This window comes from Kitasatospora sp. NPDC056531 (assembly GCF_042794375.1).
Taxonomy (GTDB): domain Bacteria; phylum Actinomycetota; class Actinomycetes; order Streptomycetales; family Streptomycetaceae; genus Kitasatospora.
This window is the reverse complement of record NZ_JBHTTU010000016.1, coordinates 66,556-86,772: the sequence shown is the minus strand read 5'-3', so window position 1 is coordinate 86,772 and position 20,217 is coordinate 66,556. Positions and strand designations below refer to the sequence as shown.

Genomic DNA, 20,217 nt, shown 5'->3' with positions numbered 1-20,217 from the left:
TTTTTTGTGTGGGGGGGGGGTGGGGAGTGCGGCATGAAGGGGGGGGAGGGAGGCGTGTTCTCCGCCTCGCTTCCGCGACACAGGCCCCCCCCCCGGGACAACGGAGGGGGTGGGTGCTCAGCCCCGGGTGAGGCCCGCGACCAGTTCGTCGGCCGCGCCGTACGGGTCCAGCTGGCCGCCGACGACGCGCTCGGCGAGGCCGGCCAGGTGGCGGTCGCCGGAGAGGTCGCCGATCCGGGCGCGCAGTTCGGCCAGCGCGATCGCCTCGATCTCCTGAGCCGCCCGGCGGCGCCGACGCGCCGCCAACTCGCCGTGCTCCTCCAGCCAGGCCCGGTGCTTCTCCAGCGCCTCGACCACCTCGTCCACGCCCTCGCCGCGGGCCGCGACGGTCTTGACGATCGGCGGGCGCCAGTCCCCCGCCTCGCGGGCCTCCCCGAGGCCCAGCATGTGGTTGAGCTCGCGGGCGGTGGCGTCGGCGCCGTCCCGGTCGGCCTTGTTGACCACGAAGAGGTCGCCGATCTCCAGGATGCCCGCCTTGGCGGCCTGGATGCCGTCGCCCATCCCGGGGGCCAGCAGCACCACGGCGGTGTCGGCCTGGGCGGCGATCTCCACCTCGGACTGGCCGACGCCGACGGTCTCGACCAGGATCACCTCGCAGCCGGCCGCGTCCAGCACCCGCAGCGCCTGCGGCGCCGCCCAGGAGAGCCCACCCAGGTGGCCGCGGGTGGCCATCGAGCGGATGAACACCTCGGGGTCGGTCGCGTGGTCCTGCATCCGGACCCGGTCGCCCAGCAGCGCCCCGCCGGAGAACGGCGAGGACGGGTCGACGGCCAGCACCCCGACCCGCTTGCCGAGCCGCCGGTAGGCGGAGACCAGCGCCGAGGTGGTGGTGGACTTGCCGACCCCGGGCGAGCCGGTCAGGCCCACCGTGTAGGCCTGACCGGTGTACGGCGCGAGCGCGGCCATCGCCTCCCGCAGCTGCGGGGCGGCGTTCTCGACCAGCGTGATCAGCCGGGCGACCGCCCGCGGTCGGCCCTCCCGGGCCTGCTCGACCAGCGTGGCGACATCGATCATGGGGATCTCCTTGCGCAGATGCCGACAGACGGCGGATGCCGAAGGGGCTGCGGACCACTTGTGGCGGTCCGCAGCCCCGGAAGTCAGGTCAGCGATCAGGCCTTCGGCACGCGCACGATCAGCGCGTCACCCTGGCCGCCGCCGCCGCACAGCGCGGCCGCGCCGACGCCGCCGCCGCGGCGCTGCAGCTCCAGCGCCAGGGCCAGCACCACGCGGGCGCCGGACATGCCGATCGGGTGGCCGAGCGCGATCGCGCCGCCGTTGACGTTGACGATGTCGGAGGAGACGCCCAGGTCCTTCATCGACTGGTGGGCGACGGCCGCGAAGGCCTCGTTGATCTCGATCAGGTCGAGGTCCGAGACCTCCAGACCCTCCTTCGACAGCGCGTGCTTGATCGCGTTGGACGGCTGCGACTGCAGCGAGTTGTCCGGGCCGGCCACGTTGCCGTGGGCGCCGATCTCGGCGATCCAGGTCAGGCCCAGCTCCTCGGCCTTGGCCTTGCTCATCACGACCACGGCGGCGGCGCCGTCGGAGATCTGCGAGGAGGTGCCGGCGGTGATCGTGCCGTCCTTGGTGAAGGCCGGGCGCAGCTTGGCCAGGCCCTCGACGGTGGTGTCGGCGCGGATGCCCTCGTCCTGGCTGAACAGCACCGGCTCGCCCTTGCGCTGCGGGATGGCGACCGGGACGATCTCGGCGTCGAAGACGCCGTCGGCCTGCGCCTTGGCGGCCCGCTGGTGGGAGGCGGCGGCGATCTCGTCCTGCACCTCGCGGGCGATGCCCAGGCGGGTGTTGTGCTTCTCGGTGGACTCGCCCATCGGGATGTTCTCGTAGGCGTCGGTCAGGCCGTCGTAGGCCATCGCGTCGAGCATCTCGATCGCGCCGTACTTGAAGCCCTCGCGGGACTTCGGCAGCAGGTGCGGGGCGTTGGTCATCGACTCCTGGCCGCCGGCCACGATGATGTCGAACTCGCCGGCGCGGATCAGCTGGTCGGCCAGCGCGATGGCGTCCAGGCCGGAGAGGCAGACCTTGTTGATGGTCAGCGCCGGGACGTTCATCGGGATGCCGGCCTTGACGGCGGCCTGGCGGGCGGGGATCTGGCCGGCGCCGGCCTGCAGCACCTGGCCCATGATCACGTACTGGACCTGCTCACCCGTGATCCCGGCCCGCTCCAGCGCGCCCTTGATCGCGAAGCCGCCGAGCTCGGCGCCGGAGAAGCCCTTGAGGGAACCGAGCAGGCGTCCCATCGGGGTCCGCGCACCGGCAACGATCACAGAGGTGGTGTTGGTCATGGGACGGGCCCCTTCGCACGTCGTGGCCAGGTGAGGATGCGCTCAATGTACTGACCTGTTTTCCGCCCGTCACCGGAGTGACGGTGTGATCGAGCGCACTGGCACCATCCAGTCAACACCGTGTCAACGCGCTCCGGGTGAACCCTGCACCATGTGAGCAGGCTCGCACGTCCGGCACTGGCGCCCCTGAAGGGCCGTACGCTGCACTGGGTGCCACCTTCTTCCCTACCGGCCCCGGAGGTCGCCGTGCTGACCCGTATCGACCACATCGGCATCGCCTGCCGTGACCTCGACAAGACGGTCGAGTTCTACCGCGCCACCTACGGCTTCGAGGTGTTCCACAGCGAGGTCAACGAGGAGCAGGGCGTCCGCGAGGCCATGCTCCGGATCAACGGGACGGACGACGGCGGTGCCTCGTACCTCCAGCTGCTGGAGCCCACCCGGCCGGACTCCACCGTGGCCAAGTGGCTGGAGAAGAACGGCGAGGGCGTGCACCACATCGCCTTCGGCACCGCCGACGTGGACGGCGACGCCGAGGCCATCCGGGGCAAGGGCGTCCGGGTCCTGTACGACGAGCCGCGGATCGGCTCGATGGGCTCGCGGATCACCTTCCTGCACCCCAAGGACTGCGGCGGCGTGCTGACCGAGCTGGTCACCTCGGCCGAGCCGGGTGCGCAGGAAGGGCACTGAGACCCCCGGCGGCGCCGCCCGGACCCCCTGGTGGCGCCGCTTCGAACCCCCGGCGGCGCCGCCCGCGCGGGGCTGCACCACGGCCGCGAACCCTAGCGACCCGTCAGTAACCTGGTCCGAGAGTCGGAAAACCCCCACGCGGCCATTCCCCCGCAGTGCGCTCCCACTACAATGCCCAGGTGCGCGAAGACTCCGGGGGACGGAGGCGACGGGCACGGCCGATGACAGGCCTGTCCGCCCTCCGGTGGTCGGCCCGTCGCAGGGGAGTCCAGTACGCGGGCACGGCTGAACAGTCGCAAGACGGATCTGTCACCATTCTCCACAGGCAAGAGTTCGCCCAGGAGTCCACCCGGACGGGGGAACGCGGTACGCCCGCGCTCCCGCACCGAGGATTCCGACGACCGCGGCGGACGACCCCGGCTTGGCGGGGGCTCGTCCGGTGACAGCGGATGCAAGGACCAGTCGGACCGGCGCCCCGGACACGGGAGCCCGGAACCGGCCGGGTCGAGGACGCGACCAGGAGATGGATGGGACCGCGGAGTGCGGGGCAACGACCGCTACGAGGTTGACGATCACCTCTCCCAGTTCGAGGCCGAGATGGGTCGGACTCGGAAGGAGCGGGACAAAGCAGTCGAGCATGCCGAGGACCTCGCCTACCAGGTGGAGGTGCTCCGGGCCAAGCTGCACGAGTCCCGTCGCATGCTCGCCCAGCCGCGCGCCTTCGACGCCGTCTCTGGCCAGGCCGAGCAGATGCTCCGCACCGCCGAGATGCAGGCCCAGCAGCTGCGCGCCGACGCCGAGCGCCAGCTGCGCGACTCCCAGGCCGCGACCCAGCGGATCATGGCCGAGGCCGCCGAGCGCACCGCCCGGCTGGAGGCCGAGCTCGCCGCCCGCCGCCGCCAGCTGGAGGACGAGCTCGCCGAGCTGCGCCGCTCCGCCGAGCAGCACGTCAACGGCTGGGCCGAGCAGACCCGGACCGGCTCCGAGCAGGAGGCCCAGCGCCTGCTCCAGGAGGCCCGGGCCGAGTCCGAGCGGATGGTCGCCGCCGCCCGTGCCGAGGCCGCCGCGCTCTCCGACCAGGCCCGCGCCCAGACCGCCGCCGACGTGGACGCCGCCCGCGGCGAGGCCCAGGCCGCCGCCGAGGCCGCCCTGCAGCGCGCCCAGAGCGACGCCGAGCGCCTGCTGCGCGCCGCCTCCGAGCAGGCCCAGCAGGCCGGTGCCCAGGCCGCCGCCGACGTGGACGCCGCCCGTGGCCAGGCCCAGCAGGAGCTGGCCGCCGCCCATGTCGCCGCCGAGCAGCAGCTGGCCGTCGCCCACGCCGAGATCGGCCGGCTCAAGGAGCAGGCCACCGCCGAACAGGCACGCGCCGAGCAGCAGCTCGCCGCCGCGAAGGCCGAGATAGAGCGGCTGCGCGCCGAGGCGATCGCCGAGGCCGAGCGCACCCGCCGGGAGGCCGCCGAGCTGCGCGCCCAGGCCGAGCAGGCCGCCGAGCAGCTCCAGGCCGACGCCGAGGCCGCCGCCGAGCGCAAGGTCGCCGACGGCGAGGCCGCCACCGAGCAGCGCTCGCAGACCGCCCGGGCCGAGATCGCCCGGCTGGTCGCCCAGGCCACCAAGGAGTCCGAGGCCATCCGCGCCGAGGCGGAAGCCGTTCGTGCCGTGGCCGCCACCCGGCAGGCCGAGGCGGACGCCGCCAAGGCCGCCGCCGCCGAGGAGGGCGAGCGGCTGCGGGCCACCGCCGAGTCGGTCGCCGCCCAGCTGAAGGCCGAGGCCGAGGCCGCGATCGCCGAGCTGCGCGCCCAGGCCGAACGGGACGTGGCCGAGCTGCGGGCGCAGGCCGAGGCCGACGCCCAGCGACTGCGCGGCGAGGCCGAGGAGGAGGGCCGGGCGGCCGGCGCCAAGGACGCCACCGTCCACCTCGCCAAGGCCGCCAAGACCGCTGAGGAGGTGCTCGGCCAGGCCAACCAGGACGCCGAGGTCACCCGCGGCGAGGCCGCCACCGAGGCCGAGCGGATCCGCGCCGAGGCCCGTGCCGAGGCGCAGCGGCTGCGCGAGCAGGCCCAGGCCGCCGTCGAGCAGGCCCAGAACGCCGCCCTGGACGACGCCGCCGCGATCCGCGAGCGGATCGAGCAGATGCAGGACGAGGCGGCCCGGCTGCGGGCCGAGGCCGAGGAGCTGCGCGCCCAGGCCGCCGCCGAGGCCGACCGGGCCCGCAGCGAGGCCCGCCGCCAGGCGGTGCTGCAGATCGAGGAGTCGGCGAAGAGCGCCGAGGAACTGCTCACCAGGGCCAAGGCCGACGCGGACGAGCTGCGCGCCGGCGCCGCCGGGGAGATCGAGCGGCTGCGCGAGCAGGCCCATGAGCAGGCCGCCGAGACCCAGGGGCGGGCCGAGCAGACCTTGACCCGGGCCCGGGCCGAGGCCGAGAAGATCACCGCGGCCGCCGAGCAGCAGGGCCAGGACGCCCTGGCCGCCGCCAAGGCCGCGGCCGCCGAGAACCGGGTCGCCGCCGAGCGCGAGACCGCCGAACTCCGGCGCGACGCCACCGAGTTCGACCAGCGGGTGCGCACCGAGGCGAGCGCCGCCGCGGAGGCGCTGACCGCCGATGCCCAGGCCGGGGCGAACGCCGTCCGGAGCGCCGCGGTCACCGACGCCGAGCGGGTGCGCACCGAGGCCGACACCGAGGCCGCCCGTATCCGGGCCGAGGCCGAGGCCGCCGCCGAAGCGCTGCGCGAGGAGAGCCTGCGCGAGCACGAGGCCGCCTCCACCGGGCTGCAGCGCGAGCGCGAGGAGACCGCCGAGCAGCTGGCCGCCGCCCGCTCCGCCCGCGAGCAGGCCGAGCAGGCCGCCGCCGAGCTCACCGAGCGCACCGCTCAGGAGACCGCCGAGGTCCGCGCCGCGGCCGAGCAGCACGTCGCCGAGATCCGCGGGGCCGCCGACCAGTACGCGGCCCAGCAGCGCGAGAGCGCCGACCGGGAGACGGCCGAGCTGCGCTCCCTGGCGCGGCAGCAGACCACCGAGCAGCGCGAGAGCGCCGAGGCCTACGCCGACCGCGTCCGCACCGAGGCCGAGCAGCACGCCGCCGAGCTCACCGAGCGCACCGTCGCCGAGACGACCGGGCAGCGCGAGGCCGCCGAGCGGTACGCCGCCGAGCAGCGCGAGGGCGCCGACCAGTACGCGGCCGCCCAGCGCGCCGAGGCCGAGCAGGCCGCCGCCGAGCTGCGCGCCCTCGCCCAGCAGGAGACCACCGAGCAGCGCGAGAGCGCCGAGGCCTACGCCGACCGCGTCCGCACCGAGGCCGAGCAGCACGCCGCCGAGCAGCGCGCCGAGGTCGAGCAGTTCGCGACCGACCGCCGCGCCGAGGCCGACGAGCTGCTGGAACAGGCCCGTACCGCCGCCGAGCAGCGCCGGGCCGAGGCCGCCCAGGACGCCAAGGCCACCCGCGAGAAGGCCGCCGCCGAACTGGCGCTGGCCAACGAGCAGGCCGAGACGGTCCGGGCCGAGGCGGGCCGCGAGCTGTCCGAGGCCCGCGCCACCGCCGACGGCATCCGCGCCGAGGCCACCGCCGTCCTGGAGAAGGCCGTGGCCGACGGCGAGGACGCGGTCGCCGCCGCCCGGACCGAGGGCGCCGAGCTGGTCGCCGCCGCCGAGGACGAGGCCGCCGAGGTCCGCCAGTCGGTGGCCGGCCTGCACGAGGCCGCCGCCGAGCAGATCGCCGCGCTGCGCGCCACTGCCGAGCAGGAGGCCGCCGAGACCCGCGACCGGGCCGAGCAGGACGCGGCCGAGACCCGCGCGCTCGCCGACCGGGAGACCACCGAGCAGCGCGAGGCCGCCGAGGAGTACGCCACCGAGCAGCGCGACCTGGCCGACGGTTACGCCGCCGAGGTCCGCGCGCTCGCCGACCGGGAGACCGCCGAACAGCGCGAGGCGGCCGACCAGTACTGCACCGAGCAGCGCGAGCTGGCCGACCGGGACACCGCCGACCTGCGCGCCCGCACCGAGGCCGAGACCACCGCCCTGCGCGAGCAGACCGGGCTGGAGCTCGCCGCCGAGCGCGAGGCCGCCGAGGCCGACCTGGGCCGCCGCCGCGCCGAGGCCCAGGCCTACGACGAGCAGCTGCGCGCCGACGCCGAGGCCGAGCTGCGCGCCGCCCAGGAGGCCGCCGAGCAGCTGCGCGCGGACGCCGACGCGCAGGCCGCCCGGACGGTGGCCGACGCCGAGGCCCAGGGCGCCCGTACGGTCGCCGACGCCGAGGAGCTGGCCGCCGGGCTGCGCGCGGAGGCCGAGGAGTACGCCCTCGCCACCCGCTCCCTGGCCGACGAGTACGACAGCGCCACCCACTCCCGCGCCGACGCCTACGACGCGGAGACCCGGGAGGCCGCCGAACAGTTCGACAAGGCCACCCGCGACCAGGCCAAGTCCGTCCTGGAGAAGGCCTTCGCGGACGCCGAGGCGCTCGGCGAGGACGCCCAGACCACCGCGCTGGCCACCACCGCCGCCGCCGAGGAGCAGGCGGACGCGATGGTCGCCGCCGCCCGCAAGGAGGCGGACCGCCTGGTCGCGGCCGGCGAGGCGGCCGGTCAGGCCGAGGTCGAGAAGGGCCGCTCCGACGCCGACGTGCTGCTCGCCGAGGCCCGCCGGGACGCCACCGCCATCCGCGAGCGCGCGGAGGAGCTGCGCGAGCGCACCGACGCCGAGGTCGAGGCGCTGCACGAGCGTGCCCGCAAGGAGAACGCGGCGGCCATGAAGTCGGCCGGCGAGCGGGTGGACGCCCTGGTGACGGCCGCCCAGGAGCAGCTGACCGAGGCCGAGGAGCAGGCGGTGACCACCGTCGCCGAGGCCGAGGACCGCGCCGCCGCCCTGGTCGCGGCCGCCGAGGAGCGGGCCGGCGAGCTGACCTCGGAGGCCTCCGCGGAGGCCAGCAAGGTCCGGCTCTCCGCCGTCCGCAAGGCCGAGGGCCTGCTCAAGGAGGCGGAGACCAAGCTCGCCAACTCCACCGACCGCGCCGAGGCGCTGATCGAGAAGGCCGAGGCCAAGCTGCAGTCGGCCGAGACCGAGGCCGAGGAGCGGCTGGAGGGCGCCGCCGCCGAGGCGGAGAAGCGGCTGCGGGACGCCGACCGCACCGCCGACGAGCAGATCGAGCTGGCGAAGGCGGAGGCCGAGCGGCTGGTCGCCGAGGCGAAGGCGGAGGCCAAGCGGGTCACCGACGAGGGCCGGCGCGAGCTGGACGAGCTGGTGCGCCGCCGCAAGGACATCAACACCGAGATCTCCAGGGTCCAGGACGTACTGTCCGCGCTGGAGGCCTTCGAGGCACCGTCACCGGTCGCCCAGGCCAACGGGGGAAGCAACAACAAGAAGGACGGGGGCGCCAAGGCCGGTGCCGGAGTTGGCTCCCCCCGGTCGGGTGGCAATCGCTCCAAGAACGCACCACCCGATTGAGCGGACATTGGCGGTCATTGTCCGTGAGAGAACGGCATTTCGCCGCCGACACTCCGGTACCGTGTCAGGATTCCCTCAACCACCTCAGCGGTTTGACGACAGGAAGCCCAGAGTCCCATGAGCGACAGTCACTCCCCTCACGGCTTCGACCTGGTGCGCCGTGGGTACGAGCGCGCCCAGGTCGACGAGCGGATCACCAAGCTGGTGGCCGACCGTGACAGTGCCTTGACCCGGATCAGCGCGCTGGAGAAGCGCATCGAGGAGCTCCACCTGGAGACCCAGACCGCCCAGGCGGCGGTCGCCGAGCAGGAGCCGTCCTACGCCGGCCTCGGCGCCCGGGTCGAGAAGATCCTGCGGCTCGCCGAGGAGGAGGCCAAGGACCTGCGCGACGAGGCGCACCGTGCCTCCGAGCAGCACCGCGAGCTGGCCGAGGCCGCCGCCCAGCAGGTCCGCACCGAGGCTGAGAACTACGCCAAGGACCGCAAGGCCAAGGCGGAGGACGAGGGTCTGCGGATCGTCGACAAGGCCAAGAGCGACTCCGCCCAGCTGCGCGCCGAGGCCAACAAGGACGCCCAGAACAAGCGTGAGGAGGCGGACGCCCTCTTCGAGGAGACCCGCACCAAGGCCGCTCAGGCCGCGCTGGAGTTCGAGACCAACCTCGCCAAGCGCCGCGAGCAGTCCGAGCGCGACCTGGCCGCCCGTCAGGCCAAGGCCGAGAAGCGCCTGGCCGAGATCGAGCACCGGGCCGAGCAGCTGCGCCTGGAGGCCGAGAAGCTGCGCACCGACGCCGAGCGCCGGGCCCGCCAGACCGTCGAGACGGCCCAGCGCCAGTCCGAGGACATCGTGGCGGACGCCAACGCCAAGGCGGACCGCATCCGCAGCGAGTCCGAGCGCGAGCTGGCGGCGCTGACCAACCGTCGCGACAGCATCAACGCCCAGCTGACCAACGTCCGCGAAATGCTGGCGACGCTGACCGGCGCGGCCGTGGCCGCCGCCTCGCTGCCGAACGACGACACCATGGGCGTGCCCGCCCAGCAGTCGCGCTGACGACCGGCGACACCGCGAGCACGGACTCGCGCAGCAGGCCCTCACCCGTGCGGGTGAGGGCCTGTCGGCTTTCTCGCCGTCACTACCTCGGGTAGGCCCCGTCGGGCCGCTGGTGCCCGCTGCTGAGCTGGTTGCCCTCGTCGTCCGAGACGGTGCCGAACCAGGAGGTGCACCAGACCGACACCGAGTCGGGCCAGTACTGCACCTCGAACGGGTGCCCGGGCCCGTAGTCGCCGTACGAGGTGACGATGAAGGTCTCCCCCGGGCGCAGCCAGTAGTCCTCGCCGAGCGGTTCCAGGGTGAGTTCGAGCAGCCCCTCGCCGCGGTTGGTCACCGGCATCCGGCCGGTCACCTCCAATGCGGAGAAGTCCCAGCCCGCCGCGTCAGGGGTCATCCGGCGGCCACCCGGGCGAGCAGCCGGCGGACGGCGGCGTCGAACGCCCCGGGCGCCTCCAGGGCGCTCAGATGGCCCACCCCGGGGACGACGGTCAGCTCGGCGTCCGGGCGGACCTGCAGCATCCGTTCGGCCTCGTCCGGGGCCACCAGGGCGTCCAGGGCGCCCGCGACGACCGAGAGCGGCACCCGCAGCCCTGCCAGGACCGCCAGGGAGTCCGGGCGGGCCGCCATGGCCCGCTGAGCCCAGGCGACGGAGGCCGGCGGCGCGGCGGCGACCATCGCCTGGACCCGCTCCACCAGGTGCTGCGAGTCGGGCCCGAGCTGCCCGGCCGCCACGTTCTCCTCCAGCAGCAGCTGGACGCTGTTCCGGGCGGTGACGGCGGCGGCGATCCGCTCCCGGTTGGCCCGGGCGGCGTCGGTGTCGGCGGTGGCGCGGGTGTTGGCCAGCAGCAGCCCGGCCAGCCGGTCCGGGTGGCGGCGGGCGAAGGCCAGTGCCACGTAGCCGCCCATGGAGAGCCCGCCGACCACCGCGCGGTCGATCCCGGCCGCGTCCAGCAGCAGCGCGAGGTCGTCGGCGACCAGGTCCAGCGAGGGTTCGTCGGAGCCCAGTTCGGTACCGCCGAAACCCCGCTGATCGGGGGCGAGCACCCGGACCTCGTCCCCGGTCAGGCCGGGCAGCGCGTCCAGCTGGGTGGACCACATCGAGGCGTTCAACGGAAAGGCGTGCAGCAGCACGAGAGGGGTTCCGGTTCCGCTCTCGCGGACCGACACTGCGGAGGGGGGCCGACTCACGCGCCCACCTCGTTGATTCGCTCGCTTCGCTGGCTCATGCGCCCACCGTATTCCGGTGCGCCCGGCGGGCCCACTCAGCGGGCCGCGTTATCCGCTTTGTCCTAGCCTGACAAGGAGTAAGGGAGCGCGAATGATCGAGTTGCACGACCTGACGAAGCGTTACGGCAAGACGCTCGCGGTGGACCGGCTCAGCTTCCAGGTCCCCCGGGGGGTGGTCACCGGCTTCCTCGGCCCCAACGGCGCCGGCAAGTCCACCACCATGCGCATGATCCTCGACCTCGACCGCCCGACCAGCGGCCGGGTCACCATCGACGGCAGGCGCTACGGGCAGCTCAGCGAGCCGCTCAAGTACATCGGCGCGCTGCTGGAGGCCAAGGCCGTCCACCCCGGCCGCACCGCCCGCGACCACCTGCTCTGGCTCGCCCAGAGCAACCGGATCCCCGAGCGCCGGGTGAACGAGGTGCTCGCCCTGGTCGGCCTCACCCCGGTCGCCCGCAAGCGGGCCCGCGGCTTCTCGCTCGGCATGGGCCAGCGCCTGGGCATCGCCTCCGCCCTGCTCGGCGACCCGGAGATCGTCATGTTCGACGAACCGGTCAACGGCCTGGACCCGGAGGGCATCCTCTGGATCCGCAACCTGATGAAGCGCCTGGCCGGCGAGGGCCGCACGGTCTTCGTCTCCTCCCACCTGATGAGCGAGATGGCCGTCACCGCCGACCACCTGGTGGTCATCGGCAGGGGCCGGCTGCTCGCCGACCTGCCGATGCCGGAGTTCATCCGGCGCAACTCCCGCTCCGCCGTACGGATGCGCAGCCCGCAGCCCGAGCGCCTGCTCGACGTGCTCGCCGCGGCCGGCCTGCGGCACGAGCCGGGCCCGGACGGCTCCTACGAGGTGGTCGGCGGCGACATCGCGCACCTCGGCGAACTGGTCGCGGCGCACGGCGTGGTGCTGCACGAGCTCAGCCCGCAGCAGGCCTCGCTGGAGGAGGCGTTCATGCAGATGACTGCGGACGCGGTGGAGTACCACGCGGGCGACGGGCCGGGCCGGGACGCGGCCGGCGCGCCCGGCCCCTGGGGCGCCGGCTGGAAGGCGGACGGCAAGCGGCCGGCCGCCGTGGTGCGGCAGGAGGAGAACTGAGATGACGTCCTTCCCGGCGATCCTGCGCTCCGAGTGGACGAAGATCCGCAGCGTCCGCTCCACCGTCTGGACCCTCGCGCTGACCTTCGTGGTCACCGTGGGCATCGGCGCGCTGCTCTCCCTGCTCACCAACAGCAACTTCACCGAGTTCCGGCGCCACGAGCAGGCCACGTTCGACGCCACCGGGACGGCCTTCTCCGGCATCATGCTCGGCGAGCTGGCCATCATCGTCTTCGGCGTGCTGGCGATCGGCAACGAGTACAGCAGCGGCATGATCCGGGTCACCCTGGCCGCCGTCCCGCAGCGCGGCACCCTGCTCACCGGCAAGGCGATGGTGCTCGGCGCGCTGGCCCTGACGGTCTCGCTGGTGACCGCCTTCGTCACCTTCTTCGTCGGTCAGTCGCTGCTCGGCACGCACTCCACCACCCTCGGCGAGCCGCACGTGCTGCGCGCGGTGTTCGGCGCCGCGCTGTACCTGACGATGCTCTGCCTGTTCTCGGCCGGCGTCACCGCCATGCTGCACAACCAGACGCTCGCCCTCGGCGTGCTGGTGCCGTTCTTCTTCCTGCTCTCGCCGATCCTCTCGGCGGTACCGAAGGTCAAGACCCTGGCCCACTACTTCCCGGACTACGCGGGCTCGCGGATGCTGCTGGTGTACGAGCAGAACGGCCAGCCGTACGGGCCGTGGGCGGGCTTCGCGATCTGCCTGGCCTGGACCGCCGCGGCCCTGGTCTGCGGCGCGCTGGTGCTCAAGAACCGCGACGCGTGAGGGAGTTCGGCACCCCGGGGGGTGGTCAGTAGCGCGGCGCGCCGCGGCCCCGCAGGATGTTGGAGGCCCGGCGCTCACGCGCCTCCCAGCACGCGCGGTGCCAGTGCCGCCGGTCGTCCACCCCGGCGCCGTGCATCGGCCAGGCCACCACGTGGCCCACCCCGGACGGGATCTCCTGGTCGCAGCCCGGGCAGCGGTAGTACCGGCCCGAGGTGCCGGCGACCGTCTGGACCACCCAGTCGTCGCCCTGGTAGTGCTCGGTACGGCGCAGCGATCCGCCGCGCGGGGCGGCCGGTTCGGCGCTCTCGCGGGGGGCGGCGATCTTGATCCGGTTGCGGCGGGGCACGGCGGACTGCCTCTCTTCCGGGGGCTCGAAGTCGTTCCAGCCTATGGCCTGCCTCCCGGGCCCGGCAGGGGCCCGGGAGACAGGCCCTGTGGCTCCCGACCCCTTTGAACGGCCCCTATCACGGGTGCGGCCGGCGGTCCGGCGTTTTTACCGAGATCCACCCGACCACCGGCGAAATTCAGGGTTCCGCGTGCCATTGGCACATGACATCGGATACCCACGAAGGGAACAGGCGGGGCTCGCAGACCCTGCGTGCACCCGAGGAGGCCCCCGATGACCAAGACCAGCCCCCGCGCCGAGACCCGTCGGCCCGTCGGCGTCCGTCCGCCCGCCCCGGGCCCGGTGCTGACCACCGTGCCACCGCTGACCGCCGTCGCGGGCGAGCCGCTGACCGCCGCGCAGCGCACCGGCGCGCTGCCGCCGGACACCGCCCCGGTCCGGGTCGGCGCGTTCCTGCTGTCCGCGCAGTTCCCCGGGCAGACCCACGGCGAGGCGCTGGAGCGCACCGTCCGGGCCGCCGTCGAGGCCGAACGCGCGGGCCTGGACAGCGTCTGGCTGGCCGAGCACCACTTCGTCCCGTACGGGGTCTGCCCGAACGCCGCGACACTGGCCGCGCTGCTGCTCGGCCGCACCCGCCGGATCGGCGTCGGCACCGCCGTCAGCGTGCTCTCCACCAGCCACCCGGTGGCGCTCGGCGAGCAGGCCGCGCTGCTGCACCTCACCTCCGGCGGGCGCTTCACGCTCGGGGTCGGCCGCGGCGGGCCGTGGATCGACCTGGACGTCTTCGGCAGCGGCGTGGACGCCTTCGAGAACGGCTTCCCGGAGCGGCTGGACCTGTTGCTGCGCTGGCTGCGCGGCTCCCGGGTGGGCGCGGACGGCCCGCAGTTCTCCTTCCCCGAGGTGCCGGTGGTGCCGCAGGCCACCGAGTCGCTGCGGCGCCCGGGCCTGGGCAGCTGGCTCGGCCTGGACGAGCCCTCCGGCCCGGTGCGCTTCCCGCGTCAGCGCCACGACACCGACGGGCTCGGGGCGGAGCTCACCGCCGCCGGACGGCCGGTGGCCGGCCCCCCGGTGGTGGTCGCCTGCACCTCGCCGGGCGGGGTCCGGCTGGCCGCCGAGCGCGGCCTGCCGATGCTGCTCGGCATGCACTCCGGCGACGACGACAAGCTGCGGATGCTGGAGCTCTACCGCGCCGCCTGGCTGGCCGCCGGGCGCGGCGAGGAGCAGCTGCGCCGGATCAGCCGCCAGCACGTCGCGGCCGGGGTGGCCCAGGTGGACGACCGCGCCTCGCAGGCCCGGGCCACCCTGCTGAACGCGATGCCCGGCTGGTTCGAGTACGGGCTGGGCGCGCACCGCACCGTGGACGGCCGCGAGCGGAAGATGCGCGACCCGCACCAGTACACCGAACTCCTTTGCGACCTGCACGCGGTGGGCACCCCGAAGCAGTGCGCCGACCGGCTGCTGGCCACCGCCGAGCGCACCGGCGTCCGGCGGTTCGCCCTGCTCGCGGAGGGCAGCGGCGACCGCGAGGCGACCCTGCACAACATCGCCCGGCTCGGCTCCGAGGTGCTGCCGCAGCTCGCCTGAGACCGGGCGCGGCCGCCGCCCCTCCCCCCGCACCGGGGGACGGGGGCGGCCGGCACCGCCGGGCTCAGCAGTCCCGCAGCTCCTCGGACTGGTTGAGCAGCTGCTCCCGGACGGAGGTGAAGCGGTCGTAGCGCGCCTCGTTGGCCCCCGACGGCAGGAACACCGCCACCCGGTGACAGTTCTGGAACGCCAGCCGCACCCCGAAGTGGCGCTGCAGGGCGCCCCGGATGGCATCGCTGGCCAGGGCGCGCAGCAGCTGGCCGCGGGCCTGCTCGCTGGGCGGCGGTACCTGGTTGTCGGCGAAGTCGGTGCCGTCGACCTTCGCCTGGGCAACCAGCGAGCTGATCAGGTCCCAGGCGTACGGCAGCGAGACGCGGACGCAGTCGACGAATTCCCGCTCGTCGACCTCGCCCCGCTCAGCCTTCTCCAGCAGGGCCGGTGAGACGTCGAGCGACATGGATTCTCCTCTCACGGTCCACCCGCGCGGCGCCCGGGTGGTCATGCGTGGTCCAAGCCCACAGTGAGGGTGGGCGAAATCGCACGTGATGTCCGGAACACCGTGGGACGGGCGTTTCCGGCACCCGTTGCGAAGGCGGAGGCGCCACGGGACGTGACGTCCCGGACACCGACCGCGTCAGAACAGCGTGGCAGTCAACGGCGGAGCAGGCTGGTCGTTCCTTGGGATTGCTCCGGAAATGCGCGGCGGTGCACCAGAATGGCCAGATCCTGTCGGATCGTTCATCTGAAGTCTCCATGCCCGTTGACAGCGACCCCGCAGCCATGCCGTCACACACCGTAGCGACCTGATGTCGTGGGCGCCAGAGCGCGACGGACGGTGGCGGGACTGCCGAACCTCCATGTTCGCGGGGTTCGCGGTTTCTTCACCCGGTCGTCGCGGAATCGCATCAACTGGCCCCGGTGGGCTAGCGTGGTCGACCGTGCGTCTCGTAATTGCCCGCTGCTCAGTCGACTATGCCGGTCGGCTCTCCGCCCATCTGCCCTCCGCCACCAGGCTCATCCTGGTCAAGGCCGACGGCAGCGTCAGCATCCACGCCGACGACCGCGCCTACAAGCCGCTCAACTGGATGTCCCCGCCGTGCGCCCTCAAGGAGACCGACGGGGTCTGGACGGTGGAGAACAAGGCCGGCGAGAAGCTCATCATCACGCTGGAGGAGGTGCTGCACGACTCATCCCACGAGCTAGGGGTGGACCCGGGCCTGATCAAGGACGGTGTCGAGGCACACCTCCAGGAGCTGCTCGCGGACCGGATGGAGGTGCTCGGCACCGGCTGGTCGCTGATCCGCCGCGAGTACCCGACCGCGATCGGCCCGGTCGACATCCTCTGCCGCGACGCCGACGGCGCCACGGTGGCCGTCGAGATCAAGCGCCGCGGCGAGATCGACGGCGTCGAACAGCTCACCCGCTACCTCGAACTCCTCAACCGGGACCCGCTGTTGGCCCCGGTCAAGGGCGTCTTCGCCGCGCAGGAGATCAAGCCCCAGGCCCGCGTCCTGGCCACCGACCGGGGCATCGGCTGCGTGGTGCTGGACTACGACGAGCTGCGCGGCATCGACGACGACAAGCTCAAGCTGTTCTGATCGCTCAGCCCGCCGGCGCGCTCGGGGAGCCCGTCCCGGACGGCGCCGTCGGCGATGCGGACGGTGCCGTCGACGTCGGTGACGTGTTCGGGCCGGTCGGCGTCGCCGTAGCCGTGTGGCTCGGCACCTGCTGCGAGGGCTGCGGCGCCGGCGGCTGAGGTGGCTGCGGCTGCACCGGCGGCTGCGGCTGCCCCGGTGCGGGCTGCTGCGGTTGCGGCTGCCGCGGGGCGTCCGAGCCGGTGGCCCCCGGCGAGGAGCTCGGCTTCCTGGTCGGCGAGGCGCTCGGCGAGTGCGACGCGCTGCCGCTGGCCGAGGGCTCCGGGCTGGTGGCCGTCGCCGCCGGGCTGCCCGGCCCGGTCCCGCCCGTACCGGCCGTCCCCGGGCTGCTGCTGGCGGACGGCACCGGCATCGGCGCGTTGGTGGTGTCGCCGACGTCGTCCAACCGCCCGTGCGGGTCGTTCCCCTTGTGCTCCTCGGGCCCGGTGACGCTCATCGCCACCGCCGTGCCGAGCACCCCGAAGGTGAGCACGGCCGCGGAGGCCACCACCACCCGGCGCCGCTTCCCGGCCCGGGCCTTCAGGCCGGCCGGCACCCGGGCGGCGATCTTGCGGATCACCGGCCCGCGGCCCGGAGCCGCCGCGACCGCGGCGGCGGGCAGCTGCCGGCCGTCGGCGCGCAGCAGGTCGAGCATCCGGCCCGCCGCGGCGACCCCGCGCTGCTCCCCGGCGGAGGCCCGCAGGGTGAGCGCGGTCTCCAGCTCGGCGATCGCCCGGGACGGCTGCTGGACGCAGATCGCGTACACGCCCAGCTCGTGGTGGAACCAGGCCTGGTCGACCGTCGCGCCGGTGCGCCGGGCCGCCTCCAGGCCCAGCTGCAGCACCCGCTCCCAGGCGCCCCAGCGCAGCGCCAGCGCCAGCGCGGGCGCCGCCGCCCGGGCCAGCCGGACCACCGCCTCGTGCCGGCCGGAGCCCCGGTCGGCCAGCAGCACGCCGACGACCACCTCGGCCTCGGCGGCGATCTGCTCCAGCGAGACCGAGCTGTGCCCGACCCACCAGGCGAAGTGCTGGGCGGCGCCGTCCACGCAGCCGCGGGCCGGCCAGTGCGGGGCGAGCAGCTCCAGCGCCCCGGCGGTGAGCCGGTGGTGCCCGCCGATGGACACCGCCAGCCCGGCGTCGGCGAGTTCGGCCAGCGCGCTCTCGCCCTGGCCGACGTCGATCAGCGCGGGCAGGTGCGGCGCGGTGGGGCACTCGCCGCCGAGCGCCACGGCGAGCCGCAGCACGGCCTGCGCGGGCTCGCTCAGGCCCTCGGCGAGCCGGACGGCGGGCGAGGCGGTCTCGGCGACCGAGGGCAGCGGGACGGTGCGGCGCAGCGCGTTCTCGCGCACCGCCGGGTCGGGGTCGCGGACGGGCTCGTCGACCGCGCCGAAGACGTCCAGCCGGTCGTCCTCGGCGGCCACCAGCGCGTCCACCGAGACGTCCCGCTGGCGCAGCAGCGCGGCGGCCTGCACGAAGCGCAGCGGCAGGCCCTCGGACTCGAACCAGAGGTCGACCGCCCAGGCCTTCTCGGCCACGTCCAGGGGCCGCCCGGCGAGCCGGGCGGCGAGGGTGAGGCAGGCGGAGCGGGAGAGCCCGCCGACGGCGTGGTCCCGCATGCGGGAGTCGCCCGGCAGCGGCGGGCTGTCCGGGGCGGCCGAGATCAGGAAGGCGCAGCCGGGGGCGGCGGCGAGCAGCTCCTCCAGCTCGGCGCCGGTCGGCTCGGTCTCGTCGATCACGACGACGGCGCGGATCCCGCCGAGGTGGGCGGCCAGCTGGCCGGGGTCGGGCCGGTGGCCGGGGGCGTGGTGGGTGGCCGCGAAGAGCTCCTGGAGCAGGTCGGCGGCGGTACGGCGGTGTCCGCACAGCTGGACGACGCCGCCGGGGACGAGGTCGGCCGCGGCCTCGGCGACGGCCGACAGCAGGGTGCTGCGGCCCGAGCCGGCCTGGCCGACCAGACGTATCGAGCGGCCCTCGGCGAGCAGGCCGAGCAGTTCGGCGATGTCGGCCTCGCGGTCGAGCAGCGGCAGGTCGGTGGGCCCGGCGCCGAGGGCGAGCGGGCCGACGGCGCGGCCGACACCGCCGACCGGGCCGCGGGCGGGCTCGCTGCGCTCGATCCGGCGCGGGCGGGGACGCCACTCCTCCGGGCAGGGCCTGGCCTCGGAGCCGTCCGGGGCTCCGACCCCGACCAGCAGGCCGCCGGAGACCAGCTCCCCACCGCGGGTGCGGACGGCCTCCTGCCGGAACTCCCCGGTTGGCTGTGCCACGTTCTGCTCCGCATCGTGCTCGGCCGCCGGCGTCCCGCGCCGGGCGGCACACGTCTCGGTCACGGCCGCGGGCGGGCCCCGGGCGACCGTCTTCTGACGGGCAGACTCTCGCACATCCGGGCCCGCCCGCGCAGTGCGGTCCGGTGCGGGAAAGGTACGGGCAGCTGCGGCGGCTAGAGGACGTGCGCCTCGGCGACACCGCCGTCGACGGCCAGGATGCGGTGCAGCTTGGTCGCCACCAGGAGCCGCTGGAGCTGTGCGGGGACGGAGCGCAGCACGAGCCGGCGGCCGATCCGGCCGGCCCGCCGGTGGGTGCCCATGATCACGCCGAGGCCGGTGGCGTCCCAGAACTCCAGCCGACCGAGGTCGAGCACGAGGTCGCCGAGGCCGCCGTCCACGGCCTGGTGCAGCCGGGCCCGCGCGTCGGCGGCGGTGCGCACGTCGAGGCGGCCTTCGATGGCCAGCGCCGTGTGGTCGCCGGTGATGCGCATGCTCTCCTCCTTCGCCTGGGTGGCCTGGTCGGGTTGGCCCGCCCCGGCCGCGACGGGCTCGGCAGCGGGGTGGCCCCTGAATCGGGGTGGGACTTCCCGGGCGGAACGCCGGTGACGGCTCGACTCGCACCCGGCCCCGGTCGGAATGCCGGGTTCCCTCATCTGACGGTGGAGCAACGCCGCAGGTTGCTGGTTTCCGCCCTGATCTGAAGCAATTTCACTCGCCCGAGGGAATATACGCAGGAACTCTCCACACTTACGCTCGATTACCGCCCAAATCACCCGTCTGCGGCACCCGGCGTGAGGAAACTCACCCCCCCGGCACCGCGGGCCGTACGATGCTCCGATCGCACGGCCCGCCAGGTCGTTCAGCCTTGTCGGCTCACTTGCCTTCGTGCGGGTAGAAGCCGCGGCCGCTCTTGCGGCCGAGGTCGCCGGCGGTGACCATGCGGGCCATGATCTCCGGGGCGGCGAACTTCTCGTCCTGGGTCTCGGTGTAGATGTTGCGGGCGGCGTGCAGCAGGATGTCCACGCCGGTCAGGTCGGCGGTCTGCAACGGGCCCATCGCGTGGCCGAAGCCGAGCCGGCAGGCGGTGTCGATGTCCTCGGCGGTGGCCACGCCCGACTCGTACAGCTTGGCGGCCTCGACGACCAGCGCGGTGATCAGGCGGGTGGTGATGAAGCCGGCCACGTCGCGGTTGACCACCACGACCTCCTTGCCGACGCCCTCGGCGTAGGCGCGGGCGACGGCCAGCGTCTCGTCGCTGGTCTTGTAGCCGCGGACCAGCTCGACCAGCTTCATCATCGGGACCGGCGAGAAGAAGTGCACCCCGACGACCGACTCCGGGCGCTCGGTGGCGGCGGCGATCCGGGTGATCGGGATGGCGGAGGTGTTGGAGGCCAGCACGGCGCCGTCCTTGGCGAGCCTGTCCAGCTCGCGGAAGACGGCCTCCTTGACGTCCAGTTGCTCGAACACGGCCTCGACCACGATGTCGGCCTCGGCGACGGCCCCCAGGTCGGTGGTGGTGGTGATCCGGCCCAGCGCGGCCTCGGCGTCCTCGGCGCTCAGCTTGCCCTTGGCGACGAACTTCTCGTACGAGGCGCGGATGCCGGCGAGACCGCGCTGCAGCGCCTCCTCGGTGACGTCCCGCAGCACCACCGGGTGGCCCGCCTGCGCGGACACCTGGGCGATGCCGGCGCCCATCAGGCCGGCACCGATCACGGCGATCTGCTTGCTGGACGCATTGCTCATGGCTGGGTCTCCCGATGCCGTC

16 protein-coding genes are annotated in these 20,217 nt (G+C 74.4%); 7 read left to right on the top strand and 9 right to left on the bottom strand.

Annotated features, from left to right (window positions below; all coding sequences use genetic code 11):
* Positions 1 to 117: 117 nt before the first annotated feature.
* Complete coding sequence (gene meaB / locus ACFQ87_RS17145) at positions 118 to 1,074, bottom strand: methylmalonyl Co-A mutase-associated GTPase MeaB (RefSeq protein ID WP_380611575.1); 957 nt, start codon at positions 1,072 to 1,074, stop codon at positions 118 to 120.
* A 95-nt stretch (positions 1,075 to 1,169) separates the two neighbouring features.
* The gene (locus tag ACFQ87_RS17140) at positions 1,170 to 2,363 is read right to left on the bottom strand and encodes an acetyl-CoA C-acetyltransferase (protein WP_380611574.1); all 1,194 of its coding nucleotides are present in this window, start codon (positions 2,361 to 2,363) and stop codon (positions 1,170 to 1,172) included.
* 246 nt (positions 2,364 to 2,609) lie between these two features.
* On the opposite strand from ACFQ87_RS17140, the gene mce reads away from it, so the two are divergent.
* From mce to ACFQ87_RS17125, 3 genes are all read left to right on the top strand, one after another.
* Positions 2,610 to 3,053 carry a methylmalonyl-CoA epimerase gene (mce, locus tag ACFQ87_RS17135; protein ID WP_380611607.1) on the top strand — a complete coding sequence of 148 codons (444 nt, stop codon included), beginning with the start codon at positions 2,610 to 2,612 and terminating at the stop codon, positions 3,051 to 3,053.
* Between the two features lie 540 nt (positions 3,054 to 3,593).
* Positions 3,594 to 8,486 (top strand): hypothetical protein, encoded by a 4,893-nt coding sequence (locus ACFQ87_RS17130; protein WP_380611573.1) that lies wholly within the window; start codon positions 3,594 to 3,596, stop codon positions 8,484 to 8,486.
* A gap of 117 nt (positions 8,487 to 8,603) precedes the next feature.
* Entirely contained in the window at positions 8,604 to 9,533 is a 930-nt protein-coding gene (locus ACFQ87_RS17125) for a cellulose-binding protein (protein ID WP_188306039.1), read from the top strand.
* 82 nt (positions 9,534 to 9,615) lie between these two features.
* Here the strand turns inward: ACFQ87_RS17125 and ACFQ87_RS17120 are convergent, their stop codons facing one another.
* Positions 9,616 to 9,927 (bottom strand): hypothetical protein, encoded by a 312-nt coding sequence (locus tag ACFQ87_RS17120; protein ID WP_380611572.1) that lies wholly within the window; start codon positions 9,925 to 9,927, stop codon positions 9,616 to 9,618.
* Entirely contained in the window at positions 9,924 to 10,721 is a 798-nt protein-coding gene (locus tag ACFQ87_RS17115) for an alpha/beta fold hydrolase (protein ID WP_380611571.1), read from the bottom strand. Before ACFQ87_RS17115 ends, ACFQ87_RS17120 begins: the two co-directional genes overlap by 4 nt.
* A gap of 130 nt (positions 10,722 to 10,851) precedes the next feature.
* Here ACFQ87_RS17115 and ACFQ87_RS17110 point away from each other — a divergent pair, with 130 nt between their 5' ends.
* Both ACFQ87_RS17110 and ACFQ87_RS17105 read left to right on the top strand, forming a co-directional pair.
* Complete coding sequence (locus tag ACFQ87_RS17110) at positions 10,852 to 11,856, top strand: ABC transporter ATP-binding protein (protein WP_380611570.1); 1,005 nt, start codon at positions 10,852 to 10,854, stop codon at positions 11,854 to 11,856.
* 1 nt (position 11,857) lies between these two features.
* Complete coding sequence (locus ACFQ87_RS17105; protein WP_380611569.1) at positions 11,858 to 12,625, top strand: ABC transporter permease subunit; 768 nt, start codon at positions 11,858 to 11,860, stop codon at positions 12,623 to 12,625.
* 25 nt (positions 12,626 to 12,650) lie between these two features.
* Here ACFQ87_RS17105 and ACFQ87_RS17100 read toward each other — a convergent pair whose 3' ends face one another.
* Entirely contained in the window at positions 12,651 to 12,971 is a 321-nt protein-coding gene (locus ACFQ87_RS17100; RefSeq protein WP_380611568.1) for an ATP/GTP-binding protein, read from the bottom strand.
* A 273-nt stretch (positions 12,972 to 13,244) separates the two neighbouring features.
* Here ACFQ87_RS17100 and ACFQ87_RS17095 point away from each other — a divergent pair, with 273 nt between their 5' ends.
* Positions 13,245 to 14,555, top strand: coding sequence for an LLM class flavin-dependent oxidoreductase (locus ACFQ87_RS17095; protein ID WP_380611567.1), 1,311 nt, complete (start codon positions 13,245 to 13,247; stop codon positions 14,553 to 14,555).
* Between the two features lie 64 nt (positions 14,556 to 14,619).
* Here the strand turns inward: ACFQ87_RS17095 and ACFQ87_RS17090 are convergent, their stop codons facing one another.
* Entirely contained in the window at positions 14,620 to 15,012 is a 393-nt protein-coding gene (locus ACFQ87_RS17090) for an SCO5389 family protein (protein ID WP_380611566.1), read from the bottom strand.
* A 481-nt stretch (positions 15,013 to 15,493) separates the two neighbouring features.
* On the opposite strand from ACFQ87_RS17090, the gene nucS reads away from it, so the two are divergent.
* Positions 15,494 to 16,153 (top strand): endonuclease NucS, encoded by a 660-nt coding sequence (nucS, locus tag ACFQ87_RS17085; protein WP_380611565.1) that lies wholly within the window; start codon positions 15,494 to 15,496, stop codon positions 16,151 to 16,153.
* 4 nt (positions 16,154 to 16,157) lie between these two features.
* Here the strand turns inward: nucS and ACFQ87_RS17080 are convergent, their stop codons facing one another.
* The 3 genes from ACFQ87_RS17080 to ACFQ87_RS17070 all read right to left on the bottom strand — a co-directional run bounded on the left by ACFQ87_RS17080 (position 16,158) and on the right by ACFQ87_RS17070 (position 20,195).
* Positions 16,158 to 18,452, bottom strand: a complete 2,295-nt coding sequence (locus tag ACFQ87_RS17080) for an ATP-binding protein (protein ID WP_380611564.1) — start codon at positions 18,450 to 18,452, stop codon at positions 16,158 to 16,160.
* A 173-nt stretch (positions 18,453 to 18,625) separates the two neighbouring features.
* Positions 18,626 to 18,943, bottom strand: coding sequence for an STAS domain-containing protein (locus ACFQ87_RS17075; protein WP_380611563.1), 318 nt, complete (start codon positions 18,941 to 18,943; stop codon positions 18,626 to 18,628).
* Between the two features lie 382 nt (positions 18,944 to 19,325).
* Positions 19,326 to 20,195 carry a 3-hydroxyacyl-CoA dehydrogenase family protein gene (locus ACFQ87_RS17070; RefSeq protein ID WP_380611562.1) on the bottom strand — a complete coding sequence of 290 codons (870 nt, stop codon included), beginning with the start codon at positions 20,193 to 20,195 and terminating at the stop codon, positions 19,326 to 19,328.
* Positions 20,196 to 20,217 lie beyond the last annotated feature (22 nt).